The organism is Ramlibacter sp. (genome assembly GCF_050250995.1).
Taxonomy (GTDB): Bacteria; Pseudomonadota; Gammaproteobacteria; order Burkholderiales; family Burkholderiaceae_C; genus Ramlibacter.
The window spans coordinates 255,127-273,801 of sequence record NZ_JBFWNP010000001.1 but is presented as its reverse complement, the minus strand read 5'-3'; the positions used below and the strand labels follow the sequence as shown (position 1 = coordinate 273,801).

The 18,675-nt window shown below is 68.5% G+C and carries 20 protein-coding genes; 7 read left to right on the top strand and 13 right to left on the bottom strand.

Annotated elements, in window-relative coordinates; genetic code table 11:
- Positions 1 to 13 precede the first annotated feature (13 nt).
- From AB7E83_RS01310 to AB7E83_RS01295, 4 genes are all read right to left on the bottom strand, one after another.
- Positions 14 to 736, bottom strand: a complete 723-nt coding sequence (locus tag AB7E83_RS01310; protein WP_428564406.1) for an ABC transporter ATP-binding protein — start codon at positions 734 to 736, stop codon at positions 14 to 16.
- Positions 726 to 1,499: an ABC transporter ATP-binding protein gene (locus AB7E83_RS01305; RefSeq protein ID WP_428564403.1), complete on the bottom strand. Its 774-nt coding sequence runs from the start codon at positions 1,497 to 1,499 to the stop codon at positions 726 to 728. The genes AB7E83_RS01310 and AB7E83_RS01305 overlap by 11 nt, the downstream gene beginning before the upstream one ends.
- The gene (locus AB7E83_RS01300) at positions 1,496 to 3,070 is read right to left on the bottom strand and encodes a class I adenylate-forming enzyme family protein (RefSeq protein WP_428564400.1); all 1,575 of its coding nucleotides are present in this window, start codon (positions 3,068 to 3,070) and stop codon (positions 1,496 to 1,498) included. Before AB7E83_RS01300 ends, AB7E83_RS01305 begins: the two co-directional genes overlap by 4 nt.
- Before the next feature lie 87 nt (positions 3,071 to 3,157).
- Positions 3,158 to 3,526, bottom strand: coding sequence for a hypothetical protein (locus tag AB7E83_RS01295; RefSeq protein ID WP_428564397.1), 369 nt, complete (start codon positions 3,524 to 3,526; stop codon positions 3,158 to 3,160).
- 74 nt (positions 3,527 to 3,600) lie between these two features.
- On the opposite strand from AB7E83_RS01295, the gene AB7E83_RS01290 reads away from it, so the two are divergent.
- Positions 3,601 to 3,939 (top strand): toxin, encoded by a 339-nt coding sequence (locus AB7E83_RS01290; RefSeq protein WP_428564394.1) that lies wholly within the window; start codon positions 3,601 to 3,603, stop codon positions 3,937 to 3,939.
- Positions 3,936 to 4,283 carry a helix-turn-helix domain-containing protein gene (locus AB7E83_RS01285; protein ID WP_428564391.1) on the top strand — a complete coding sequence of 116 codons (348 nt, stop codon included), beginning with the start codon at positions 3,936 to 3,938 and terminating at the stop codon, positions 4,281 to 4,283. Before AB7E83_RS01290 ends, AB7E83_RS01285 begins: the two co-directional genes overlap by 4 nt.
- Positions 4,284 to 4,299: 16 nt before the next feature.
- Here AB7E83_RS01285 and AB7E83_RS01280 read toward each other — a convergent pair whose 3' ends face one another.
- Genes AB7E83_RS01280 through AB7E83_RS01255 form a run of 6 tightly spaced genes read right to left on the bottom strand, consistent with a single transcriptional unit; the run spans position 4,300 to position 9,573 of the window.
- Complete coding sequence (locus AB7E83_RS01280) at positions 4,300 to 5,538, bottom strand: CaiB/BaiF CoA transferase family protein (protein WP_428564388.1); 1,239 nt, start codon at positions 5,536 to 5,538, stop codon at positions 4,300 to 4,302.
- A 12-nt stretch (positions 5,539 to 5,550) separates the two neighbouring features.
- Positions 5,551 to 6,426 carry an NAD(P)-dependent oxidoreductase gene (locus AB7E83_RS01275; RefSeq protein WP_428564385.1) on the bottom strand — a complete coding sequence of 292 codons (876 nt, stop codon included), beginning with the start codon at positions 6,424 to 6,426 and terminating at the stop codon, positions 5,551 to 5,553.
- Positions 6,427 to 7,407 carry a Bug family tripartite tricarboxylate transporter substrate binding protein gene (locus AB7E83_RS01270; protein WP_428564382.1) on the bottom strand — a complete coding sequence of 327 codons (981 nt, stop codon included), beginning with the start codon at positions 7,405 to 7,407 and terminating at the stop codon, positions 6,427 to 6,429.
- On the bottom strand, positions 7,404 to 7,856 hold the full coding sequence (locus AB7E83_RS01265; protein ID WP_428564379.1) for a cupin domain-containing protein: 453 nt from the start codon (positions 7,854 to 7,856) through the stop codon (positions 7,404 to 7,406). Before AB7E83_RS01265 ends, AB7E83_RS01270 begins: the two co-directional genes overlap by 4 nt.
- A gap of 20 nt (positions 7,857 to 7,876) precedes the next feature.
- Positions 7,877 to 8,680 (bottom strand): HpcH/HpaI aldolase family protein, encoded by an 804-nt coding sequence (locus AB7E83_RS01260; protein WP_428564376.1) that lies wholly within the window; start codon positions 8,678 to 8,680, stop codon positions 7,877 to 7,879.
- A complete protein-coding gene (locus AB7E83_RS01255; protein ID WP_428564373.1) occupies positions 8,677 to 9,573 on the bottom strand; it encodes a TauD/TfdA dioxygenase family protein in 897 nt (298 codons plus the stop codon). Before AB7E83_RS01255 ends, AB7E83_RS01260 begins: the two co-directional genes overlap by 4 nt.
- A 137-nt stretch (positions 9,574 to 9,710) precedes the next feature.
- Between AB7E83_RS01255 and AB7E83_RS01250 the strand changes: the two genes are divergently transcribed.
- Entirely contained in the window at positions 9,711 to 10,427 is a 717-nt protein-coding gene (locus AB7E83_RS01250) for an IclR family transcriptional regulator (RefSeq protein WP_428564370.1), read from the top strand.
- A 73-nt stretch (positions 10,428 to 10,500) separates the two neighbouring features.
- Here the strand turns inward: AB7E83_RS01250 and AB7E83_RS01245 are convergent, their stop codons facing one another.
- On the bottom strand, positions 10,501 to 11,289 hold the full coding sequence (locus tag AB7E83_RS01245; RefSeq protein WP_428564367.1) for an IclR family transcriptional regulator: 789 nt from the start codon (positions 11,287 to 11,289) through the stop codon (positions 10,501 to 10,503).
- Positions 11,290 to 11,389: 100 nt separating this feature from the next.
- Positions 11,390 to 12,529, bottom strand: a complete 1,140-nt coding sequence (locus AB7E83_RS01240) for an MFS transporter (protein ID WP_428564364.1) — start codon at positions 12,527 to 12,529, stop codon at positions 11,390 to 11,392.
- Between the two features lie 136 nt (positions 12,530 to 12,665).
- Here AB7E83_RS01240 and AB7E83_RS01235 point away from each other — a divergent pair, with 136 nt between their 5' ends.
- Positions 12,666 to 13,673 (top strand): Bug family tripartite tricarboxylate transporter substrate binding protein, encoded by a 1,008-nt coding sequence (locus AB7E83_RS01235; protein ID WP_428564361.1) that lies wholly within the window; start codon positions 12,666 to 12,668, stop codon positions 13,671 to 13,673.
- Between the two features lie 20 nt (positions 13,674 to 13,693).
- On the opposite strand, the gene AB7E83_RS01230 is transcribed toward AB7E83_RS01235, so the two are convergent.
- A complete protein-coding gene (locus AB7E83_RS01230; RefSeq protein ID WP_428564358.1) occupies positions 13,694 to 14,812 on the bottom strand; it encodes a nitronate monooxygenase in 1,119 nt (372 codons plus the stop codon).
- Between the two features lie 160 nt (positions 14,813 to 14,972).
- On the opposite strand from AB7E83_RS01230, the gene AB7E83_RS01225 reads away from it, so the two are divergent.
- Genes AB7E83_RS01225 through AB7E83_RS01215 form a run of 3 tightly spaced genes read left to right on the top strand, consistent with a single transcriptional unit; the run spans position 14,973 to position 18,663 of the window.
- The gene (locus tag AB7E83_RS01225; RefSeq protein ID WP_428564355.1) at positions 14,973 to 16,148 is read left to right on the top strand and encodes an acyl-CoA dehydrogenase family protein; all 1,176 of its coding nucleotides are present in this window, start codon (positions 14,973 to 14,975) and stop codon (positions 16,146 to 16,148) included.
- 20 nt (positions 16,149 to 16,168) lie between these two features.
- A complete protein-coding gene (locus AB7E83_RS01220) occupies positions 16,169 to 18,274 on the top strand; it encodes an acetate--CoA ligase family protein (protein WP_428564352.1) in 2,106 nt (701 codons plus the stop codon).
- Positions 18,271 to 18,663 carry a Zn-ribbon domain-containing OB-fold protein gene (locus AB7E83_RS01215; protein WP_428564349.1) on the top strand — a complete coding sequence of 131 codons (393 nt, stop codon included), beginning with the start codon at positions 18,271 to 18,273 and terminating at the stop codon, positions 18,661 to 18,663. Before AB7E83_RS01220 ends, AB7E83_RS01215 begins: the two co-directional genes overlap by 4 nt.
- Positions 18,664 to 18,675 lie beyond the last annotated feature (12 nt).

Genomic DNA, 18,675 nt, shown 5'->3' with positions numbered 1-18,675 from the left:
GTTGATTTCGTTGTCAGGCATGCGCTGTCTTGCCGACGTAGGCCTCGGCCACCGCCGGATCGCGCGCGAGTTCGCCGACGCTGCCTTCGAGCGCGACACGGCCCTGTGCGAGCACATAGCCGCGCTTCGCGAGGCTGAATGCCACGCGCGCGTTCTGTTCGACGAGCACGACCGCCATGCGTTCACGTGCGACGATGTCCTTCAGGTCGCGATAGATCTGCGCGACGATGGTCGGCGCGATGCCGAGCGATGGCTCGTCGAGCAGCAGCAGGCGCGGGCGCATCATGAGCGCGCGGCCGATGGCCAGCATCTGCTGCTCGCCGCCGCTCAAGGTCCCGCCCGACTGCTTGCCGCGCGCACGCAGCACGGGGAAGTAGCCGTAGACCTTTTCCAGGTCGGCCTGCACGCCGTCCGCGTCGTTGCGCAGGTAGGCGCCGAGCCGCAGGTTGTCGAGCACGCTCAGCGCGGCAAGGATGCGGCGCGCTTCGGGCACGTGCGCGACGCCGAGCTTCGCGAGCAGTCGCGTCGGCGTGCTGCCGACGTCCGCGCCTGCGACGTGGATCGTGCCGGAAGTGGCCGGCACCAGCCCCGAGATCGCGCGAAGAAGCGTGGTCTTGCCGGCGCCGTTGGGGCCGATCACGCAGACCGCTTCGCCGTCGTCGACGGAAAGCGACACGCGATCGAGCGCGGTCGCGCCGCCGTAGCGCACGCCGAGCTGGCGGACTTCAAGCAGCATGGGCAAGCCTCTCGTCATTCCCGCGAAGGCGGGAATCCGGGGCTTCCGGTTCCTCGTCGCGGCCCAGATACGCTTCGATCACCTCGGGGTGCGCCTGCACCTCGCCCGGCGTCCCGTCCGCGATGAACTTGCCGTAGCTGAGCACGACCACGCGCTCGCACGTCGACATGATGGCGGCGACGTTGTGTTCGACCCAGAGGACCGTGGTGCCGAATCGGTCGCGCACGGACCGGATCGCGGCGGTCGCCTGGTCGATCTCGAGCGTGCTCAGCCCGGCCAGCGGCTCGTCGAGCATGAGCAGGCGCGGCGATGCGGCAAGCCCCATCGCGATCCCGAGTTTGCGCAGCACGCCGTGCGGACAACTCCCCGCGCGCTTGTCCATGAAGGCCTCGAGCCCGAGGACGGAAGCGATGTCGTCGACGCGCACCGCGTCCGCGCGCGGCGAGGCCTGGGCGAAGACCTCGATGTTGGCGCGCACCGTCTCGTCGAGCACGACGAGGTTGTGCTGCCAGGTTCGCGACAGGCCGCGCCGCGCGATGCGGTTCGGCGCCCACGCGGTGATGTCCTCGCCGTCGAACACCACGCGCCCGCTCGTGGGGCGGATGAAGCCGCTCGCCACGTTGAACAGCGTCGTCTTGCCCGAGCCGTTGGGTCCGATCAGGCCCACGAGCTCGCCCTCGCCGAGCGAGAACGACACGTCGCTCAGGGCCTGCACGCCGTCGAAGCGCTTCGAGACGCGATCGACCTGCAGCAGCGGACTCATCGCGCGCTCTCTTTCGCGCGCTTGCGCAGTTCCGCCTTCTGCACCTTGCCGGTCGAGGTCATGGGGAAGTCGGGGACGACATGCACGGCGCGCGGAATCTTGAAGCTCGCGATGCGGCCGCGGCAGGCCGCGATGAGCGCCTCGGCATCGAGCCGCGCGGACTCGTGCGCGACGACGAAGGCGACTGGCACCTCGCTCAGCTTCGCATCGGGGATGCCGACCACGGCCGCCTGCGCCACGCCGTCCATCGTCAGCAGCAGGGCCTCCACTTCGGCCGGCGCGACGTTCTCGCCGCCGACCTTGAGCATGTCCTTGTAGCGCCCGACGAACTGCAGGTAGCCGTCCTCGCGCAACCGGCCTTCGTCGCCCGTGCGCAGCCACTCGCCGTCGAACACCTCCGCGGTCGCCTGCGGCTCGCCGTAGTAGCCGAGCATGTTGGTGTACGAGCGGATCCAGATTTCGCCGAGCGCGCCGGTGGCGACGTCCGCGCCGGTCTCCGGATCGCGGATGCGGAATTCGACGCCGGGCATCGCGATGCCGGAGGTCTCGCAGCGCTGCTCCGGCGTGGAGTTGGCGAAGCACAGCGCGTTCCACGACCAGCACTCCGTCATGCCATAGCCCGAGGTCGTGAGGCACAGTTCCTGCACCTTGTACGTGGAGACGATCGCGTCCTCGGAGCCGCTCGCGCACTGGCCGATGCGCAGGGACGACACGTCGCGTGGCCGCGCCTTCTGCGCGTCGAGCATCGCGAGCCAGTGCGTGTCGAAGCCGTAGGCCATGGTCACGCGCTCGCGCTCGACGAGGTCGATGGCCTCGTCGCCGTCGAACTTGTCCATGACCACCTGCTTCGCGCCGCAGAGGATGGAGCTCATCATGATCGAGATGCCGAAGAGGTGGAAGAGCGGCAGGTAGTTGAGCGAGACGTCGCCGCAGGTCATGCCGAAGGGCAGCGAGCGCTCCTGCATCGCGCGCACGCAGATGTGGCTGTGCATCACGCCCTTGGGCGCAGCGGTGGTGCCCGAGGTATAGATGATCATGGCGGGCGCGTCGGGGTCGACGGCGGCCGCGCGGGCTTGCAGGTCCCCGGCGGAAACGCGCGACTGCCTGAATTCGTCCCAACGTATCGCGCCCTCGATGGCGTCGTCGCCCAGCATGACCACGCGCTTCAGGTGTGCAAGGGGCTCCTGCAGCGCGGTGCGGACCATCGCCGCATAGTCCACTGGCCCGGACCGGTCCATGGCGAACAGCCAGGCGCAATCCGCCTTGCGCAGCGCGACGGCGAGATCCTCGATGCGATAGCGCGTGTTGAGCGGCACGGCGACCGCGCCGACCTTCAGCACCGCGTAGAAGAGGAAGAAGAGCTCCGGCCGGTTCACGAGCCACAGCGCAACCTTGTCCTGCGGCTGCACGCCGAGCGCGAGGAGCGAGGCCGCGAGCGCATCGACTTCGCGGTCCACGTCCGCATGCGTCCAGCGCCGATCCTGGAACACGAGCGCTTCGCGCGCGCCCCAGCGCACCGCCGCGTCGCGCGGCAGCGATCCGATCGTGCGCTTCGGATACCAGTCGGTCATGCGGCGCAGGATAGGCAGCGCGCGGCCACCCGCACAACCGGGTGCGGCCGTACGCGATTCACATTGCGAATCGTCTGCGGATGCGAGTCATTCGTGCGTGCCGACCAGCGTGCCCAAGCGTTGCCCGATCTCGCCCACGTCGCGCAGCGCTGCGATCCCGCGCACGCTCTCCACGATCGCCTCCGCCCGCTCGCGCGGAATCGGCCCGATGGAGATGGGCAGGTACTTCCTGAATTTTTCCTCGGCCACCTCGTCGAAGGACATCGGCTTCGACGGATCGCCCTTGCACTTCGCGATCAGCTTCTCGTACGTGCGGCCGTCGTTCAGGCGGATCGCCGCGAGGACAGGGCCTTGCGGTCCTTCGTCGTTCAGGCGCGAGCCGAGCCCGGGTTCGACTCTCGCCTTCACCGTCGCCATCACGCGAAAGGCGCAACGAAGGTGCCTGGGCGCCGGCAAGCGTCGATTCGCATGGTGAAACGAGAAGCGTAGGGAAGCCGGTGATACCATACGCATATTGCGTATAGTTGAACATGCAGGCCACCTTCATCGAACTTGCTCCGTTCGAGAGGCATCGTTCGGAGTATCTCGATGACGACTCGTACCTTGAATTGCAACAGGTCCTCATGGCCAACCCGGAGGCGGGGGACCTGATCGCGGACACGGGCGGTCTTCGAAAGCTGAGGCGACCCGATCCGCGACGAGGGAAGGGCAAGAGAGGCGGCTTGCGGGTGATCTATTACTGGTGGCTCGGCGGCGAACAGTTCTGGCTCGTGACGGTGTACGACAAGGACGAGGCGAGCGACCTGACGAATTTGCAGAAGAAGAGCTTGCGCGAGTTGATCCGGCGCGAGCTGGAACAGCGCGATTGACCGAAGGGAAAGCAGTTATGACCAATCGGAATTCAAAGCGGGATCTCTATGCGGAGATCGTCGAGGGCCTCGAGTCGTTGAAGGAGCACCGCGAAGGAAAGAGGACATTGAAGTCCACGGTGGTGGACGACAAGCCCCCTGTGACGATCACGGCCCGCGAAGTGCAGGCCGCGCGCGAAAAGCTCCATGTTTCGCAACGGGTGTTCGCACGGTATTTGAGGACCAATCCGCGAACGCTCGAGAACTGGGAGCAGGGACGGGCCAAGCCGAATGCCCAGGCGGCCCTGTTGATCAAGATGGTGGCCAAGAGGCCCGAGTTGCTCCCTCTGCTCGAAAGCTTCTGACGCGCCGACGCAGACTTCAGATCACCCGGCTGCCGCGCAATGCCGCGATCCGCTCGTCGCTCGTCCCCAGCCACTGCCTCAGCACATCGTCGGTGTGCTCGCCGAGCGTCGGGGGGAGGCCCGTCGCCGCCTCCGGCACGCCGGACAACTTGACCGGATTCCCCGCCACCTGCACCGGGCCCCACGCCGGATCGTTCAGCGTGAGGATCATGTTGCGCGCCGCCACGTGCGGACAGTCGAAGAGGTCCGCCTCGGTGTTCACGAGCGACGCGGGCACGCCCACGGCGGTGAGCGCGTCGACCGCCTCCTCGCGCGTGCGGGCGGAGAGCCACGGCGCGATGTTCGCATCGAGCGCTTCGATGTTCCTGCGGCGGCTGATGCCGTCCTTGAAGCGTTCGTCCTCCAGCAGGTCGCGGCGGCCGAGCGCTATGCAGAACCGTTCCCACGTCGGCTCGCCGACGACCGCGATCACGATGTCGCCATCGCTCGCGCGGTACGTGCCGAAGGGCGCGGTGACCGGATGGACGCCGGGCTTCGCCGGCTTCCTCGTCGCCGAATACATCGCGACGGACACTTCGTTGAGCGCCACGCATGCGTCGTACAGCGAGATGTCGACCATCTTGCCCTTGCCGGTCACATGCCGCTGGAAGAGCGCGAGCATCGCGCCGTACGCGCCCAGGATGCCGGCCTCGATATCGGCGAGCGAAAAGCCCAGGTAGACCGGCCGGTCGTGCTCGCGCTCCGCGCGATGCATCAGGCCGCTCATGGCCTGCCCGACGATGTCGAAGGCGGGGCGCTGCGTATAGGGGCTCGGCAGGATGTCGTCGTGGCCGAAGCCGGAAATGGCGACGTACACGAGCCGCGGATTCAAGGCGCTCAGCACGGGCCAGCCGAGGCCGAGTTCGTCCATCACGCCGGGGCGCAGGTTCTCGATCAGCACGTCGGCTTGCGCCGCGAGTTCCTTGAAGACGCGCTTGCCCTCCGCATGCTTCAGGTCGAGCGTCACGCTCTTCTTGTTGCGGTTGGTGCGCAGGAACGCGAGGCTGCGATCGCGCCCCTCGTCGTCGGTGCGCGTCGGCGTCAAGGCGCGGGAGAAGTCTCCACCGTCCCGACGCTCGATCTTCACCACTTCGGCGCCCGCGTCGGCGAGCCACATCGAGGCGAAGGGGCCGGCGACGAAGTTTTCGATGGCGAGGACGCGCACGCCGGCAAGCGGGCGCTCGGCGGACGAACCGGTGTCGGAAGGGATGGGCATGGGCGCGAGTCTTCAGCTGTTCGGCGCGAGGCCCGACCACGCCGCCTGCAGGGCCTGCCACGGCGTCTCGCCCACCAGGGACGACAGTCCCTGCGTGACAGGCATGTCGACCCGCGCCGATTCGGCGAGACTCAACACCAGGTCGAGGTCTTTCCTGCAGATCGCGTTGTTCGAAGCGAAGAGCGCGCCGTCCTGAACATAGCGCGCATAGGACGCCTGCCGAGCGGGCCAGTTGCCCGTCGCGATGTTCCGGCCCGACCCCTGCTCCATCGTCGCGGCCAACGCGGCGAGGTCCAGACCGAGCCGGGAGGCGAGCGACATGGCCTCGGCCATCAGCAGCCAGTTCGCGACGCCGATCAGGTTGTTGAGAATCTTGGTCGTCATGCCGGCGGCGAGCGGTCCGCAATGGGTGACGCTGTGGCCGATCGTCTCCAGCAATGCGCGCGAACGCGCGACGTCCGCTGCCCGTCCGCCCACCATCACGCTCAGCCTGCCGCTCGCGGCCCCGTCGATGCCGCCGCTGATGGGCGCGTCGACGAGCGATGCGTCCGTACCTTCCAGCGACTGCGACAGTTCACGCACGACGTCCGGATGGATCGTGGACATCACGACGATCTGCGGCGACGCGTTCTTTTCTCGAAGTGCGGGCACCACGCCGCCTTCGCCCAGGAGCACTTGCTTCGCCTGCCCGGCGTCCGCGACGAGCACGACGACCGCATCGAGCGCCGCGCACCCGGCGGGCGACTTCGCCACCGACGCCCGCCCGCGGAACGCATCGAGCGCCGCCGGGTTCGTGTCGTACACCGTGAGCCGATACCCCGCATCGATCAGCCGCGCGGCGATGGGCGCGCCCATCGCGCCCACGCCGATGAAGCCGATGTCGCGCACTCAGTTGACCTTCACGTCCATCTGTTTGACGAGCGGGCCGTAACGGTCGAGCTCCTCCCGCCAGAAGCGGTCGAACTCCTCCGGCGTCGAGCCCGCGGGCTCGTAGCCGAGCTCCTTCACGCGCTCGGCGATGGCGGGCTGCTTCATCACGGCGGCGATCTCGGCCGACATCCTGTCGACGATGTCCTTCGGCATCTTCGCCGGCGCGTAGATGCCGAACCACGTGTCCATCGCGAAGCCTGGCACGGTCGCGCCGATGGGCGCGGAGCCCGGCAGGAACTCGGTGGGCTTCGCGGTCGTCACGCCGAGCGAGCGCAGCTTGCCCGACTGCAGATGCTGTTTGGTCGAGCCGACGGTGTCGAAGATCAGTGCGACGTCGCCCGCGAGCAGGCCCGCCATCGCCGGGCCGTTGCCGCGATAGGGCACGTGCATCATCTCCACCCCCGCCTGACGGTTGAACATCTCGCCCGCGAAGTGCGTGATGGTGCCGATGCCCGAGGAGCCGTAGGAATACTTCTTCGGGTTCGCCTTCAGCAACGCGACGAATTCCGCGAGGTTGCGCGCGGGCAGGTTCCCCGGCACGGCGGCCACCAGCGGCGCGCGGCCGATCAGGCTGACCGCCTTGAAGTCGTTCACCGGCTGGTAGGCGAGGTTCGTGTACACGAACGAGTTGATGACGGCCGCGGAGACCGTCTTCACTTCGAAGGTGTAGCCGTCCGGCGCCGCGCGCGCGACGTTCGCCGATGCGATGGTGCCGCCCGCGCCGGTGACGTTGTCCACCACGACGCCGGGGCCGATGCGGTCCTTCAGCGCCGCCGCGATCACGCGGATGGTGGCGTCGGTGCCGCCGCCCGGCGGCAGGCCGAGCACGAATCGCACGGGGCGCGCGGGCCAGGCCTGCGCGTGCACGTGCGGGGCGACGCTGGCCAGCGCCGTCGTGGCGGCGGCCTGTGCGAGGAAAGTGCGGCGGGTCGTGTTCATGTCGGGCTCCTCATGGCGCGATGCAGCGCATCGGGTTCGTCGTATCGGCCGTCGACCGTCTCGTACTTCGCGGGCAGGATCACTTCGAGGATCTCGCGGTCGTCGGAGAAGCCGAGCACTTCATGCACGATTCCGCTCGGCTGGATCCACGACGTGCCCGCGGTCGCGGTGATGACTTCGTCGTGCCCGGCGAAGCGCATCTTCTGCCAGCCGCGGATCATGTAGCAGAACTGGAAATGCACCAGGTGGCGGTGCGGCCCGCCCACGCCCTCTTTCGGAAACGGCCGCGCCGCGCGCACCACGTGCGCCATCGCGAGACCGTTCGTGGCCTTCTCGACGCCGAGGTCGCGATAGCTGCTGTTCGGCCGGAAGCCGGGCTTGAAGTCGTCGTCGCCCCTGAAGTGGCTGAGGGCGATCCGCTCCAGCGCTTCGCTGCTTGTCTCGCTCATGCGTGTTCCTTGTGTGGGAATCAGGTTTCTTTCGTCTTGTCTGCCGCGGCGGCCATCGCCGCCGTCGCCTGTTTCGCGCCCGCGATGAAGTACGCCGCGTCGGTCGCGCCCATCAGCATGCGCGCGCCGAGGCCGATGACCCACGGCATGTCGGGCCCCGCGCCGCCGCATACGAGGTGCTTGCCGTGCCGCTTCGCCGCCTGCGCGACGTGCTCGAACGCCGCGCGCAGCCGCGGATGGTTGCGCTCGCCCGCGATGCCCATCTGCGCGGTGAGATCGTTCGAGCCGATCATCAGCACGTCGATGCCCGCAATGGCCGCGATGGCGTCCGCGTTCGCGATGCCTTCCTCGGACTCGAGCATGGCGATCACGAGCGTCGCGTCGTTCTGCACGCGCATCGACTCGGCCACCGGCACGCTGCGGTACTGCAGCGTCGGATTCAGCGCGGCGACCGAGCGCTCGCCCAGCGGCGGAAACTTAGCGCAGCGCACGGCGAATTCGGCTTCGGCCACGGTCCCGATGTGCGGGACGATCACGCCGAGCGCGCCGCCGTCGAGGGCGCCCGCGATGTCGGCGGAGGTGAGGCTGCGCACGCGCACGAGCGGCGTCATGCCGATGGCGGCCGCGACGATGCACAGCTTCGACGTGGTTTCGTCGGAGACGGCGCAATGCTCGCGGTCGACGTAGAAGGCGTCGAAGCCTGCTTCGCGGATCATGAGCGGCGCATCGGCGCCGACGAGGTGGCGCAGCGTGAGGCAGCGCACGAAGCCGCCGGCCGCGAGCGTGTCCTTCGCGGGATTCGTGAGCGTGGTGGCCCGACTCATGCCGCCGCGACCGCGTCCTTCTCGAACGTGCCGGTGGTGACCGTGCCCTTGACCACCGTGCGCCGCATCACGCGCTTGTGCTTGCGCATGTCGAAGTTCTGCACCGCGCGGTGCAGCAGCGCGCGGTTGTCCCACATCACGACGTCGCCGGGCCGCCACTGGTGCGTGTACACGAACTGCTCCTGCGTCGCATGCGCGAGGAGGTCTTTCAGCAGCGCGCGGGCGTCCTCGTCGGGCATGCCCGGAATGCGGACGGCGTACATGCCGATGTAGAGCGCCTTCTCGCCGGTGGGGTTCTTGCGCACGAGAGGATGGAGCACCGGCGGCGCGTCGCGCATCTCCGCTTCCTTGCCGGGCGGCCCGCCGATGTTCAGGTTCTTCTCGCCATAGCTATGCGCCGCGCGCAACTGCTCGAGATCGCGCTGGCGCGCGGTCGGCAGCGCCTCGTAGGCCCGCACCATCGACGCGAAGCTCGTGTCGCCGCCGTCGGGCGGCAGGATCACGGCGTGCAGGACGGTGAAGGAGGGCGGCGTGGGAAAGTGCGCGCCGTCGGTGTGCCAGTACGAAGTCGCGTGGAGATACGGCTTGTCGGTGGGCTGGTCGTTCTCGTCGACGTTCGAGATTTCGTGGACGGGCGCGAGGCGCGATCCGTCCCGCATGCGGCCCACGTGTTCCTGGACCTCACCGAAGCAGCGGGAGAACGCCTCCTGCGCGTCGGCGTCGAGATGCTGGTCGCGCACGACGAGCAGGTGATGCTTTTCGATCGCCGCGCACATCTGCTGCGCAAGCGCTGTCGGGATCGGACGGCTCAGGTCGACGCCGGTGAGTTCGACGCCGAACTTCGGCGAGAGCGGCGCGAAGCGGCCGGTGCTGGACGATGCCGTGGCGGACATAGGGCGTTCCCCGAGCAGGTTTGGACTGGCGCGTTGCCGTACGGAACGCATTTGCGGCCGAGTGTTGACGAGCGCCTGCCGCAGTGTCAAGCTGCTTCCAAAATATTGGAAACAGTTTCCAGGGAGTACGCACGCACGTGGATGCCGTCAATCGTGTTTTCGGATGCCTCGAGGCGCTCGATGCGGCCGAGCGTCCGCTGTCGCTGCGCGAGCTGCAGGACGAGCTCGACTGTCCGGTCTCGACGCTCGCGATGACGCTGCGCACGCTGGTGCAGCTCGGCTACCTGCATCACGACCGCTCGCGCCGCACGTATGCGCCGACGGTGCTGCTCGCCGACCTGGGCGGGTGGGTGGCGTCGCGCTTCGCGCCCGGATCGAACGTCATCGAAGCCGCGACGGCCATCCGCAACCGCACCGGCGGCAACGTCGCCATCGCGCACCGCAACGACCTGCGCCTGCAGTACCTGCACTTCATTCCCGGCAAGGATCTGGAGCCCGCCGTGCGCATCGGCACGACGCGCCAGCTGTGCCGCTCCGCGATGGGCTGGGCGCTGATGTCATTCCTCACGCCGCGCGCGATCCACAGCATCGTGCGTCGCACCAACGCGAGCCTGCCGAGCGAAGACCGCGTGGACGCGGAGCCGCTGCTCGCGCTGGTCGAGGAGTGCCGCGAAGCCGGCTACGTGCTTGGCGAGAACATGCATCGCGCCGGCTACAGCGTGATCGCGATGCCCTTGAAGACCCCCGGCATGGAGCTCGCCATCGGTGTCTCGGGGCGCGCGGACCAGATCAAGCGCACGCGGGAGAAGATCCTCGATGCGATGCGGGGGGAACTGGTGAAGCTCGAGCGGTAGATGCGGAAAGGGACGTGTCTCACGATGCACTTCGCCGAAACATTTCCGCTCGGCCCGTGCATTTCGGGCCGCCTCAAATGCTGACCGACTCCTCCGCCAGCGCGGCCACCGCCTCCCGCAGATCCGGCAGCACCTTGCGCAGCATCTCCGTCGGCACGTCCGCCGCCCAGGACGATACCGTGATCGAGCCCGCCGGTTCGCCCGGCGGACCGAAGGCCATCGCGATCGAATTCACGCCGTGCCAGAGCAGCCCTTCGCTGAGCGCATAGCCATTGCGCTGGCTGGCCTTCAGCAGCTCGTCCACGCGCGCGAGGTGCGGCGTGCCGAAGTGCGCGAGCCGCTCGCGGTTGCGCGCGATGACGGCGCGCATCTCGTCGGGCCGCATCGCCACGACGATCGCGACGCCCGCCGCTTTGGTCAGCAGGGGAAAGCGCTGGCCCATCTGCGAACTGCTTTCCGTGCGCGTGTACGTCGGATGTCCCGCGCGGCCGATGCACACGCAGTCGTCGCCGCTGCGCAGGAAGCCGACGACGCTGATGCGCGGCAGCACGCGCACGACGCGCCGCAGCGCGGCCTGCGTCGCATCCATCAGGTCGACGCGATGCGGCACCGCGAGGCCGAGCTCGAAGTTCAGCGGCCCGATGAAGTAGCGGCTGTCGCTCGCGCGCTGCTGCACGAGGCGCTCCCTGACCAGGCACTTGAGCATGCGATGCACGGTGCCGGGGTCGAGGCCGCAATGCTGCGCGAGGTCGCGCAGGCCCCAGCCGAGATTCGAACGCGAGGCGATCTCGCGCATGAGGAATGCGGCGCGTTCGATGCTTTGCGTGCCGCTGCGGGAGGCGGGAGAGGACGCGGGGGCCATGCTTCGCATTGTGAAGCGCGGGTGTTGGGCGATCGCGCGGACCCCGATTCTGTTTCGCCTTTCGGAACGGGCAGCCGGACCGATCGGAACCTGGCCCCCTTCAGTCCCGGCCGGGCGAAGCGCGCCGCGCCGCCCACCATCCCCCGCCCGCCATCAGCACGCTGTTGATCCAGAACACGGCCAGCAGCCCGGTTGCCGTCGCGATGCCGCCGAACAGGGCGGGCCCGGCCATGCGCGCGAGATTGTTGCCGGTCATGCGCAGGCCGATGACTTCGCCCCCGCGCCCCGGCGGCGCGGCGTTGAACATCATGAGCATGCTGAGCGGTTGCGTGCAGCCGCCGCAGAGGCCGAACGCCAGCGCCAGCATGCACAAGGGCGCGACGTGCCGGAAGAGCGGCACCAGCGCGAAGGCGGCGGCGCCGATGAAGAGCGCGATCGCGAGCAGGCGCGCTTCCCCGAACCAGGCGACCAGACGCACCAGGCCGAGCCGCACGCTGAACGAGCCCACGGCGACGGTCGACACGATGATGCCGATCGTCGTGGCCGACAGGCCGATCCCATGGCCATACATCGGCAGGAAGATCAGGAAGATATCGGTGACCAGCTGGCCGATCGCGCTGACCGCGAGCAGGCCCCACAGCCGCCGGTCGCGCAGGGTGGCCATCAGGTTGACCTCGAGACGGCGCGCGGTGTCGTCCCTCGGCAGCGCCTTGCCCCATGCGAGCAGTCCGGCGACGCCGATGAAGAGCAGCAGCGAGATCACGGCGCAGGTGGCCGGAAACCCGAAGCGGTCGATCGAGGATCCCGCGAGCGGCGGGCCCACCAGGATCGAGATCGATCCCATCATGCTGTAGTTGCTGAAATTCCGCGTGCGCGTGGCGGGGGTGCTGAGCAGGCCGATCAGGCTCTGCCCGATCACCGTGGTGCAGGCGGTGGTCAGTCCGATCGTCGCCGCGGCCACGTACAGCGAGGGCAATCCCGGGAACAGGAAGGGAACGAGCGCGCCGCATGCGCCGACGGCCGTGCCGCCGGTGAGCAGCCAGCGCGGCGACGTGCGTCCGGCCAGCACGCCGATGGTCCACGACAGCAGCAGGGGGAGCGCATACAGGGTCGCGATGATCGATCCGACGTGGACCGCGCTCGCGCCGAGGCTGAGCGGATACAGCGAAAAAACCATCAACGCGGAATTGAGCGCGGTGAATCCGAGGCCGTTGATGGCGAGGGCGAGAAAGAGAGGCACCTCACATTGTGAGCCACTCGGCGGGGCGCGGTGCGTTCGAAAGGGGTGAACCCCGTTGCTGCGCGGCGGCACTCCCGCTATGTTGCAAATGGCAGCTGACCAGACTCTCTCTTTAACCGCTCGAGGAGATCGCCGTATGAAGGCTTCGAAGGAATCGTTCGTCACGCGTCGCGCCGCGCTGGCTGCCGTCGCCGCTGGACTCGCCGGCGCCGGCCTGCCCGCCTGGGCGGCCGACCCGGCAGAGGCCAACTATCCGACGCGGACGATTCGCCTGCTCACGCCGACCGCCGTCGGCTCCGTGACGGACCTGTCGTCCCGCCTGCTCGCGCCGCACCTTGCCGAGCTGCTCGGCCAGAGCGTGGTGGTCGAAAACGTCGTGGGCGCGGGCGGCGTGACCGGCACGCGGCAGCTCGTGCGCTCGCCGAAGGACGGCTACACGATCGGCATGATCACCAACAACCACGTGATCAATCCGAACATCTACAAGGACATGCAGTTCGACAGCCTGAAGGACGTGCAGCCGATCGGCAACGTCGGCAACACGCCGCTCTTGCTGGTGACCGGGCCGACGGGTCCGATCCGCGAGCTGAAGGATCTGCTCGCGGCCGCGCGGCAGAAACCCGGCGCGCTGACCTTCGGCTCCACCGGCAACGGCACGGTGGGCCATCTCGCAGGCGTCATGCTGACGACGGACGCGAAGATCGAGATGAAGCACGTGCCCTACAAGTCGGCCGGACAGCAGTTCAACGACCTCATGGGCGGGCAGATCGACATGCTGTTCACCGGCCTCGCCACGGGCGCGCCGCAGGTCGAGGGCGGCAAGCTGCGGGCGCTCGCCGTCACGTCGCCCACGCGGTCGGCGCTGCTGCCGAACGTGCCGACCTTGCAGGAGCTCGACCTGACGAATTCCAATTTCGCAGGCTGGGTCCTGCTCGTTGCGCCCGCGGGTGTTCCGCGCCCGATCATCGACAAGCTCAATGCCGCGCTGCGCACCGCCCTCGCGCGGCCCGACGTGCAGCAGACGTTGACGAAGGCGGCGGTCACGATCACGCCCAGCAACCCCGATCAGGCAACCCGGTTCCTGGAGGCGGAGATGGTGCGGCACGCCTACCTCGCGAAGCGTGGCGGCGCGGTGCTGGAGTAGCGCCGCGCTCGTCTCGAGGCTCACCCCGCGACGATCGCCTCGAGACGTTCCACCGAGGCCGAGAACTCCTCCAGCATCTCGCGGTAGATCGTGCGCACGGTCGTCTCGCCGGTGAGCTGGCCCGCCACCTGGCCGGCGGCCCAGCTCACCAGGTCCTCGCGCCGCGCGCGCTCGATGCGTTTCAGCGCCACGTGCGTCAGCACGCCCTGCAAGGGCATCGGCAGCGGCGGCGGCGCATCGGGCGCGTTCCACGCCTCGACCCAGGCGCTCGACAGCCGGCGCGCCGGCTTGCCGGTGTTGCAGCGCGTGCGCTGCGTCTCCTCGGCGGAGCTCGCGAAAAGTCGGGCCTTCACTTCCGGCGTGGCGTCGCTCTCCACCGTCCCGAGCCAGACCGTGCCGCACCACGCGCCCTGCGCGCCGAGCGCGAGCGCCGCCGCTAACTGGCGCCCGCGCCCGATGCCGCCCGCGGCGAGCACGGGCACCGGCGCGATCGCGTCGGCGATCTCGGGCACGAGGATCATGGTCGTCACCTCGCCCGTGTGGCCCGCGGCTTCGTAGCCGCTGGCGATGACGATGTCGGCGCCGGCGGCCACGTGGCGCTTCGCATGCTTCGCGCTGCCGACCATGCCGCCGATCTTCATGCCGCGTGCACGCGCCCGCGCCACGACGTCGGCCGGCGCGGGGCCGAGCGCGCTCACGACGAACTTCACCGAAGGATGGTCGAACACGACGTCCAGCCGTCGCTGCGCGCCTTCGACGGTGAACGCGAGCTCGTCGATGAAATGGCGCAGGAGCGCATCTTTCTCGTCCTGCGGGATGTCGGGCACGCCGTGGCGCGCCAGGACGCTTTCGACGAACTCGAAGTGCCGCTTCGGGATTTTTTCGAGGATGGACAGGTCGAGCTTCGGCGCCTCGCCGCCCTCGCTCGCGGGCATGAGCACGTCGACCCCGAAGGGCTTGCCGCCGGTGCGCTCGGCGATCCAGTCGAGGTCGATCTTCAGCTCCTGCGGCGTGTGCGTCATCGCGCCCAGCACGCCCATGCCGCCCGCGCGCGTGGCCTCGGCGACGACGTCGCGGCAATGCGAGAAGGCGAAGAGCGGCGTCTCGATGCCGAAGAGTTCGGTGGCTTGCGTTTTCATGGCCGTGATGAGACGCCGCGCGCCTGCATCCGGCAACCGGGTTTCACCACCGATTGATTCACATAGTGAATCCTGCGCGGGGCTTCCTCCTAGCGCGTGGTTCGCCCCGCTGCCTATCCTTGCGCAGCGCTCGGAATCGTCCAGTGCGCGAAGGACCCTCATGAAAGCGATCACGCAAGAACACCAGCCGCTCTTCGACATTGCCCGCCGCTTCGTCGACAAGGAATTGATGCCGCTGGAAAAGCAGGTGCTGAAGAACATTGCGGCCGGCGAAGGCCGCATGTTCTCGCGCGACGTGCTCGACGGGCTCGACGCCAAGGCGAAGGAATACGGCCTCTGGGCGCTCGACATTCCCGAGGAGCTCGGCGGCTCCGCATTGCCGGCCGTGGCGATGATCGGCGTGAACGAAGCGCTCGGCCGCGTCGCGCCCTTCTACATGTTTCCGCCGGACTCGATCAACCTGCTGTTCCTGCTGCAGTCGGGCACGGCGGAACAGAAGCGCAAGTACCTCGAGCCCTCGCTGAACGGCAACATGCGCTCGGGCATCGCCGTCTCCGAACCCGGCGGCGGCGGCGACCCCGCCGGCATGACGACGCGCGCTGTGAGGGACGGCAACGACTGGGTCGTCAACGGCCGCAAGATCTGGATCACGAACGTCCCCAATCTCGACTTCGTGATCATGATGGCCGCCACCGGCGAGAAGGGCGCGCGCCGCCAGGTGTCGAGCTTCATCGTCGAGATCGGCACGCCGGGCTTCGTCATCGAGCGCAAGATCCCCATGATCGGCGGCATGTTCACGTACGAGCTGCTGTTCGAGAACATGCGCCTGCCCGCATCGCAGCTGATCGGCGAGCCGGGCCAGGGCTTCGGCAACCTGCAGAAGCGCTTCTCGCTGCGCCGCCTTCAGCTCGCCGCCAACTGCGTCGGCATGGCGCAGCGCGCGCACGAGATGATGATGGAGTACGTGCCGCAGCGGAAGACCTTCGGCACGGCGCTGTCCGACCGCCAGGCCATCCAGTGGTGGGCGGTCGATGGCGCGATGCAGATCCATGCCGCGCGCCTGATGCTGTACGACGCCGCATGGAAGCTCGACCACGGCGAGGAGGCGCGCGTCGAGTGCGCGATGTGCAAGATCCACGCGACCGAGATGGCGACCATCGTGATCGACCATGCCATGCAGGCATTCGGCGCGATGGGCATGACGCGGGAATTGCCGCTCAGCCTCTTCGCGGAAACGGTGCGGTGGATCCGCATCGGCGAAGGCCCGTCGGAGGTGCATCGCGCCTACGTCGCCAAGCACCTGTGGCGGGACCACGGCGTGCGTCTGTCCGATTGAGAAGGGATCCAGGGAATTCGATGACCAGTCCGTTGCAAGCCATCTTCGCGCCGCGCCGCGTCGCCGTCATCGGCGCCGGGCAGGACCCGCTGCAGGTGCGGGGCCGCCTCGTCCACAACCTGAAGGTCAGCGGATTCAAGGGCGACATCCTCCCCATCCATCCGAAGCACGCGGAGATCCAGGGGCTGCGCGCCTATCCGTCCGTGTCGGAGGCCGGCCCCGGCATCGACCTCGCGATGATCGCCGTGCCGTCGGAGAGCCTCCTCGATGTGCTGCGCGAGTGCGGACAGGCGAAGGTGAAGGGCGCGGTCGTGATCTCCGGCATTCCGGGCGGCCCCGCGGGGCATCAGCTGCAGGCGGAAGTGACGCGCGTCGCGCGCGAGCAGAACGTGCGGGTGCTCGGGCCGAACTGCCTCGGCTTCTTCCGGCCCTTCGGCAACGTCGCCGCAACCTTCTCGCCGCTCGATCCGAAGCAGTTCGCGAGCACGTCGCCCGACGGCAAGCGCGTCTCGATCATTTCGCAAAGCGGCGGCACCGGGCTGCAGATCTACGAGATGTGCGCGGCCGCCGGCATGAACGTCGTGCAGGTCATCATGCCCGGCAACGAGGCGGACATCGAACTCGTCGAGCTGCTCGACCACGCGGTGGAGTCGGGCGAGGTCGATCTCGTGCTGATGTACATCGAGGGCATCAACGACGGCCCCGGCTTCGTGCGCGCCGCGGACAAGGCCGCCGCCGCGGGCATTCCGATCATCGCCATGAAGGTCGGCAAGTCGCAGGCCGCGAGCCGTGCCGCGATCTCGCACACCGCGCACCTCACCGGCTCCGATGCCGTGTACGAGGCGGTGTTCGACAAGTACGGCATCACGCGCGTGTACGACCCGGATTCGATGGTGTCGCTCGCCTCCGTCATGGCGCGCCGCGTCCCGATGCGCGGGCGCAGGGTGGGCATCGTGTCGGCGGGCGGGGGCCACGCGACGATCTGGACCGACCTGTGCGAGATCAACGGCCTGTCCGTGCCGTCGCTGAGCCAGGCGCTCTACGACGAGATCGCCACCTACGTGCCGCCGCACGGTTCGGCGAACAATCCGGTCGACACGGCCGGCTCCAACGACGACCGCGGCTTGAAGATCGTGCGCGCGATGAAGTCGCTGCTGCGCTCGGACGAAGTGGATGCGGTCGTCGCCACCTGCCACTTCGGCCTGACCGGTCTGGACAAGGTGATGTGGCCGTACCTGAAGAAATTCGACGAGGAAAGGAAGAAACCCGTCGTGCTCGTCTCCGCCGCGACGCCGAGCGAGGAGAACGTCGAGGCGCTCAACGGCATGGGCTATCACCTGTTGACGCTCGCGGAGGCCACGCAGGCGTTGAAGGCGCTGGCGCGCTTCAACGAGATCGCGGCGCAGCGTGCCGCGTCGGCGGCCTCCCCAGCCCGCTCGCGTGCAAAGCCGCCGGCGAATCTGCGACCCGACACCCGCGCCGGCCAGAACGCATTGCTGAAGCACTACGGCATCCGCCTGCCCGCGGAGGCGCTCGCGACGAGCGAAGACGCGGCCGCCGCCGCGGCGCGCGATATCGGCTTTCCGGTCGTGCTCAAGATCGAATCGCAGGACATCCCGCACAAGACCGAGGCGGGTGGCGTGCGCCTGAACGTCGCCGACGAAGCCGGCGTGCGCCTCGCCTTCCACGAGATCCAGCGTGACGCGAAAGCGTTTGCGCCGCAAGCGCGCATCGACGGCGTGCTGGTGCAGGCGATGGCGAAGCGGGGCCGCGAGATGATCGTCGGCACGATCGCCGACGACACCTTCGGTCCGCAGATCATGGTGGGCTTCGGCGGCACCTATGCCGAAATCCTGAAGGACACGGTGCTCGCGCCGCTGCCCCTCGACAAGGCCACGGCCGCGTCGATGATCCAGCGGCTGCGCGGCGTGGAAATTCTCCAGGGCGCGCGCGGCGAGAAGCCGGACGACATCGACAGCCTCGCGGAACTGCTGGTTGGCGTGTCGCAGCTCGTTGCCGATCACCCGGATGTCCAGCAGCTCGACCTCAACCCCGTCATCGTCTACGCGCAAGGCGAAGGGCACTGCGTGGTCGACACCCTCTTCGTGAACGGAGCCGCATCGTGACCGCACCCGACGCCACCCCCGAATCGCAGCCGCACTGGGACGGCCTGAAGGAAGGCCGCTACCTCATCCAGCAGTGCGGCGAGTGCGGCACGCGCCGGCACTATCCGCGGCCGGTCTGCGCCCGGTGCTTCTCGCTCGAATTCGACTGGATCGCGGCGAGCGGCCGCGGGACGGTCCACAGCTGGACGGTCACGCACCAGGTCTTCGACGCCAGCGTCGCGGGGCAGACGCCCTACGTGCTCGCGACGGTCGATCTTGAGGAGGGCGTGCGCATGCTCGGCCGCCTGCACGACGCCGATGCGGGCGCGCTGCGCATCGGCACGCCCGTGCGCATGACATTCGACAAGGTGAGCGACGAGCTCACGGTGGCGGGGCTTCGCCTCGCCTGATGTACCGACAAC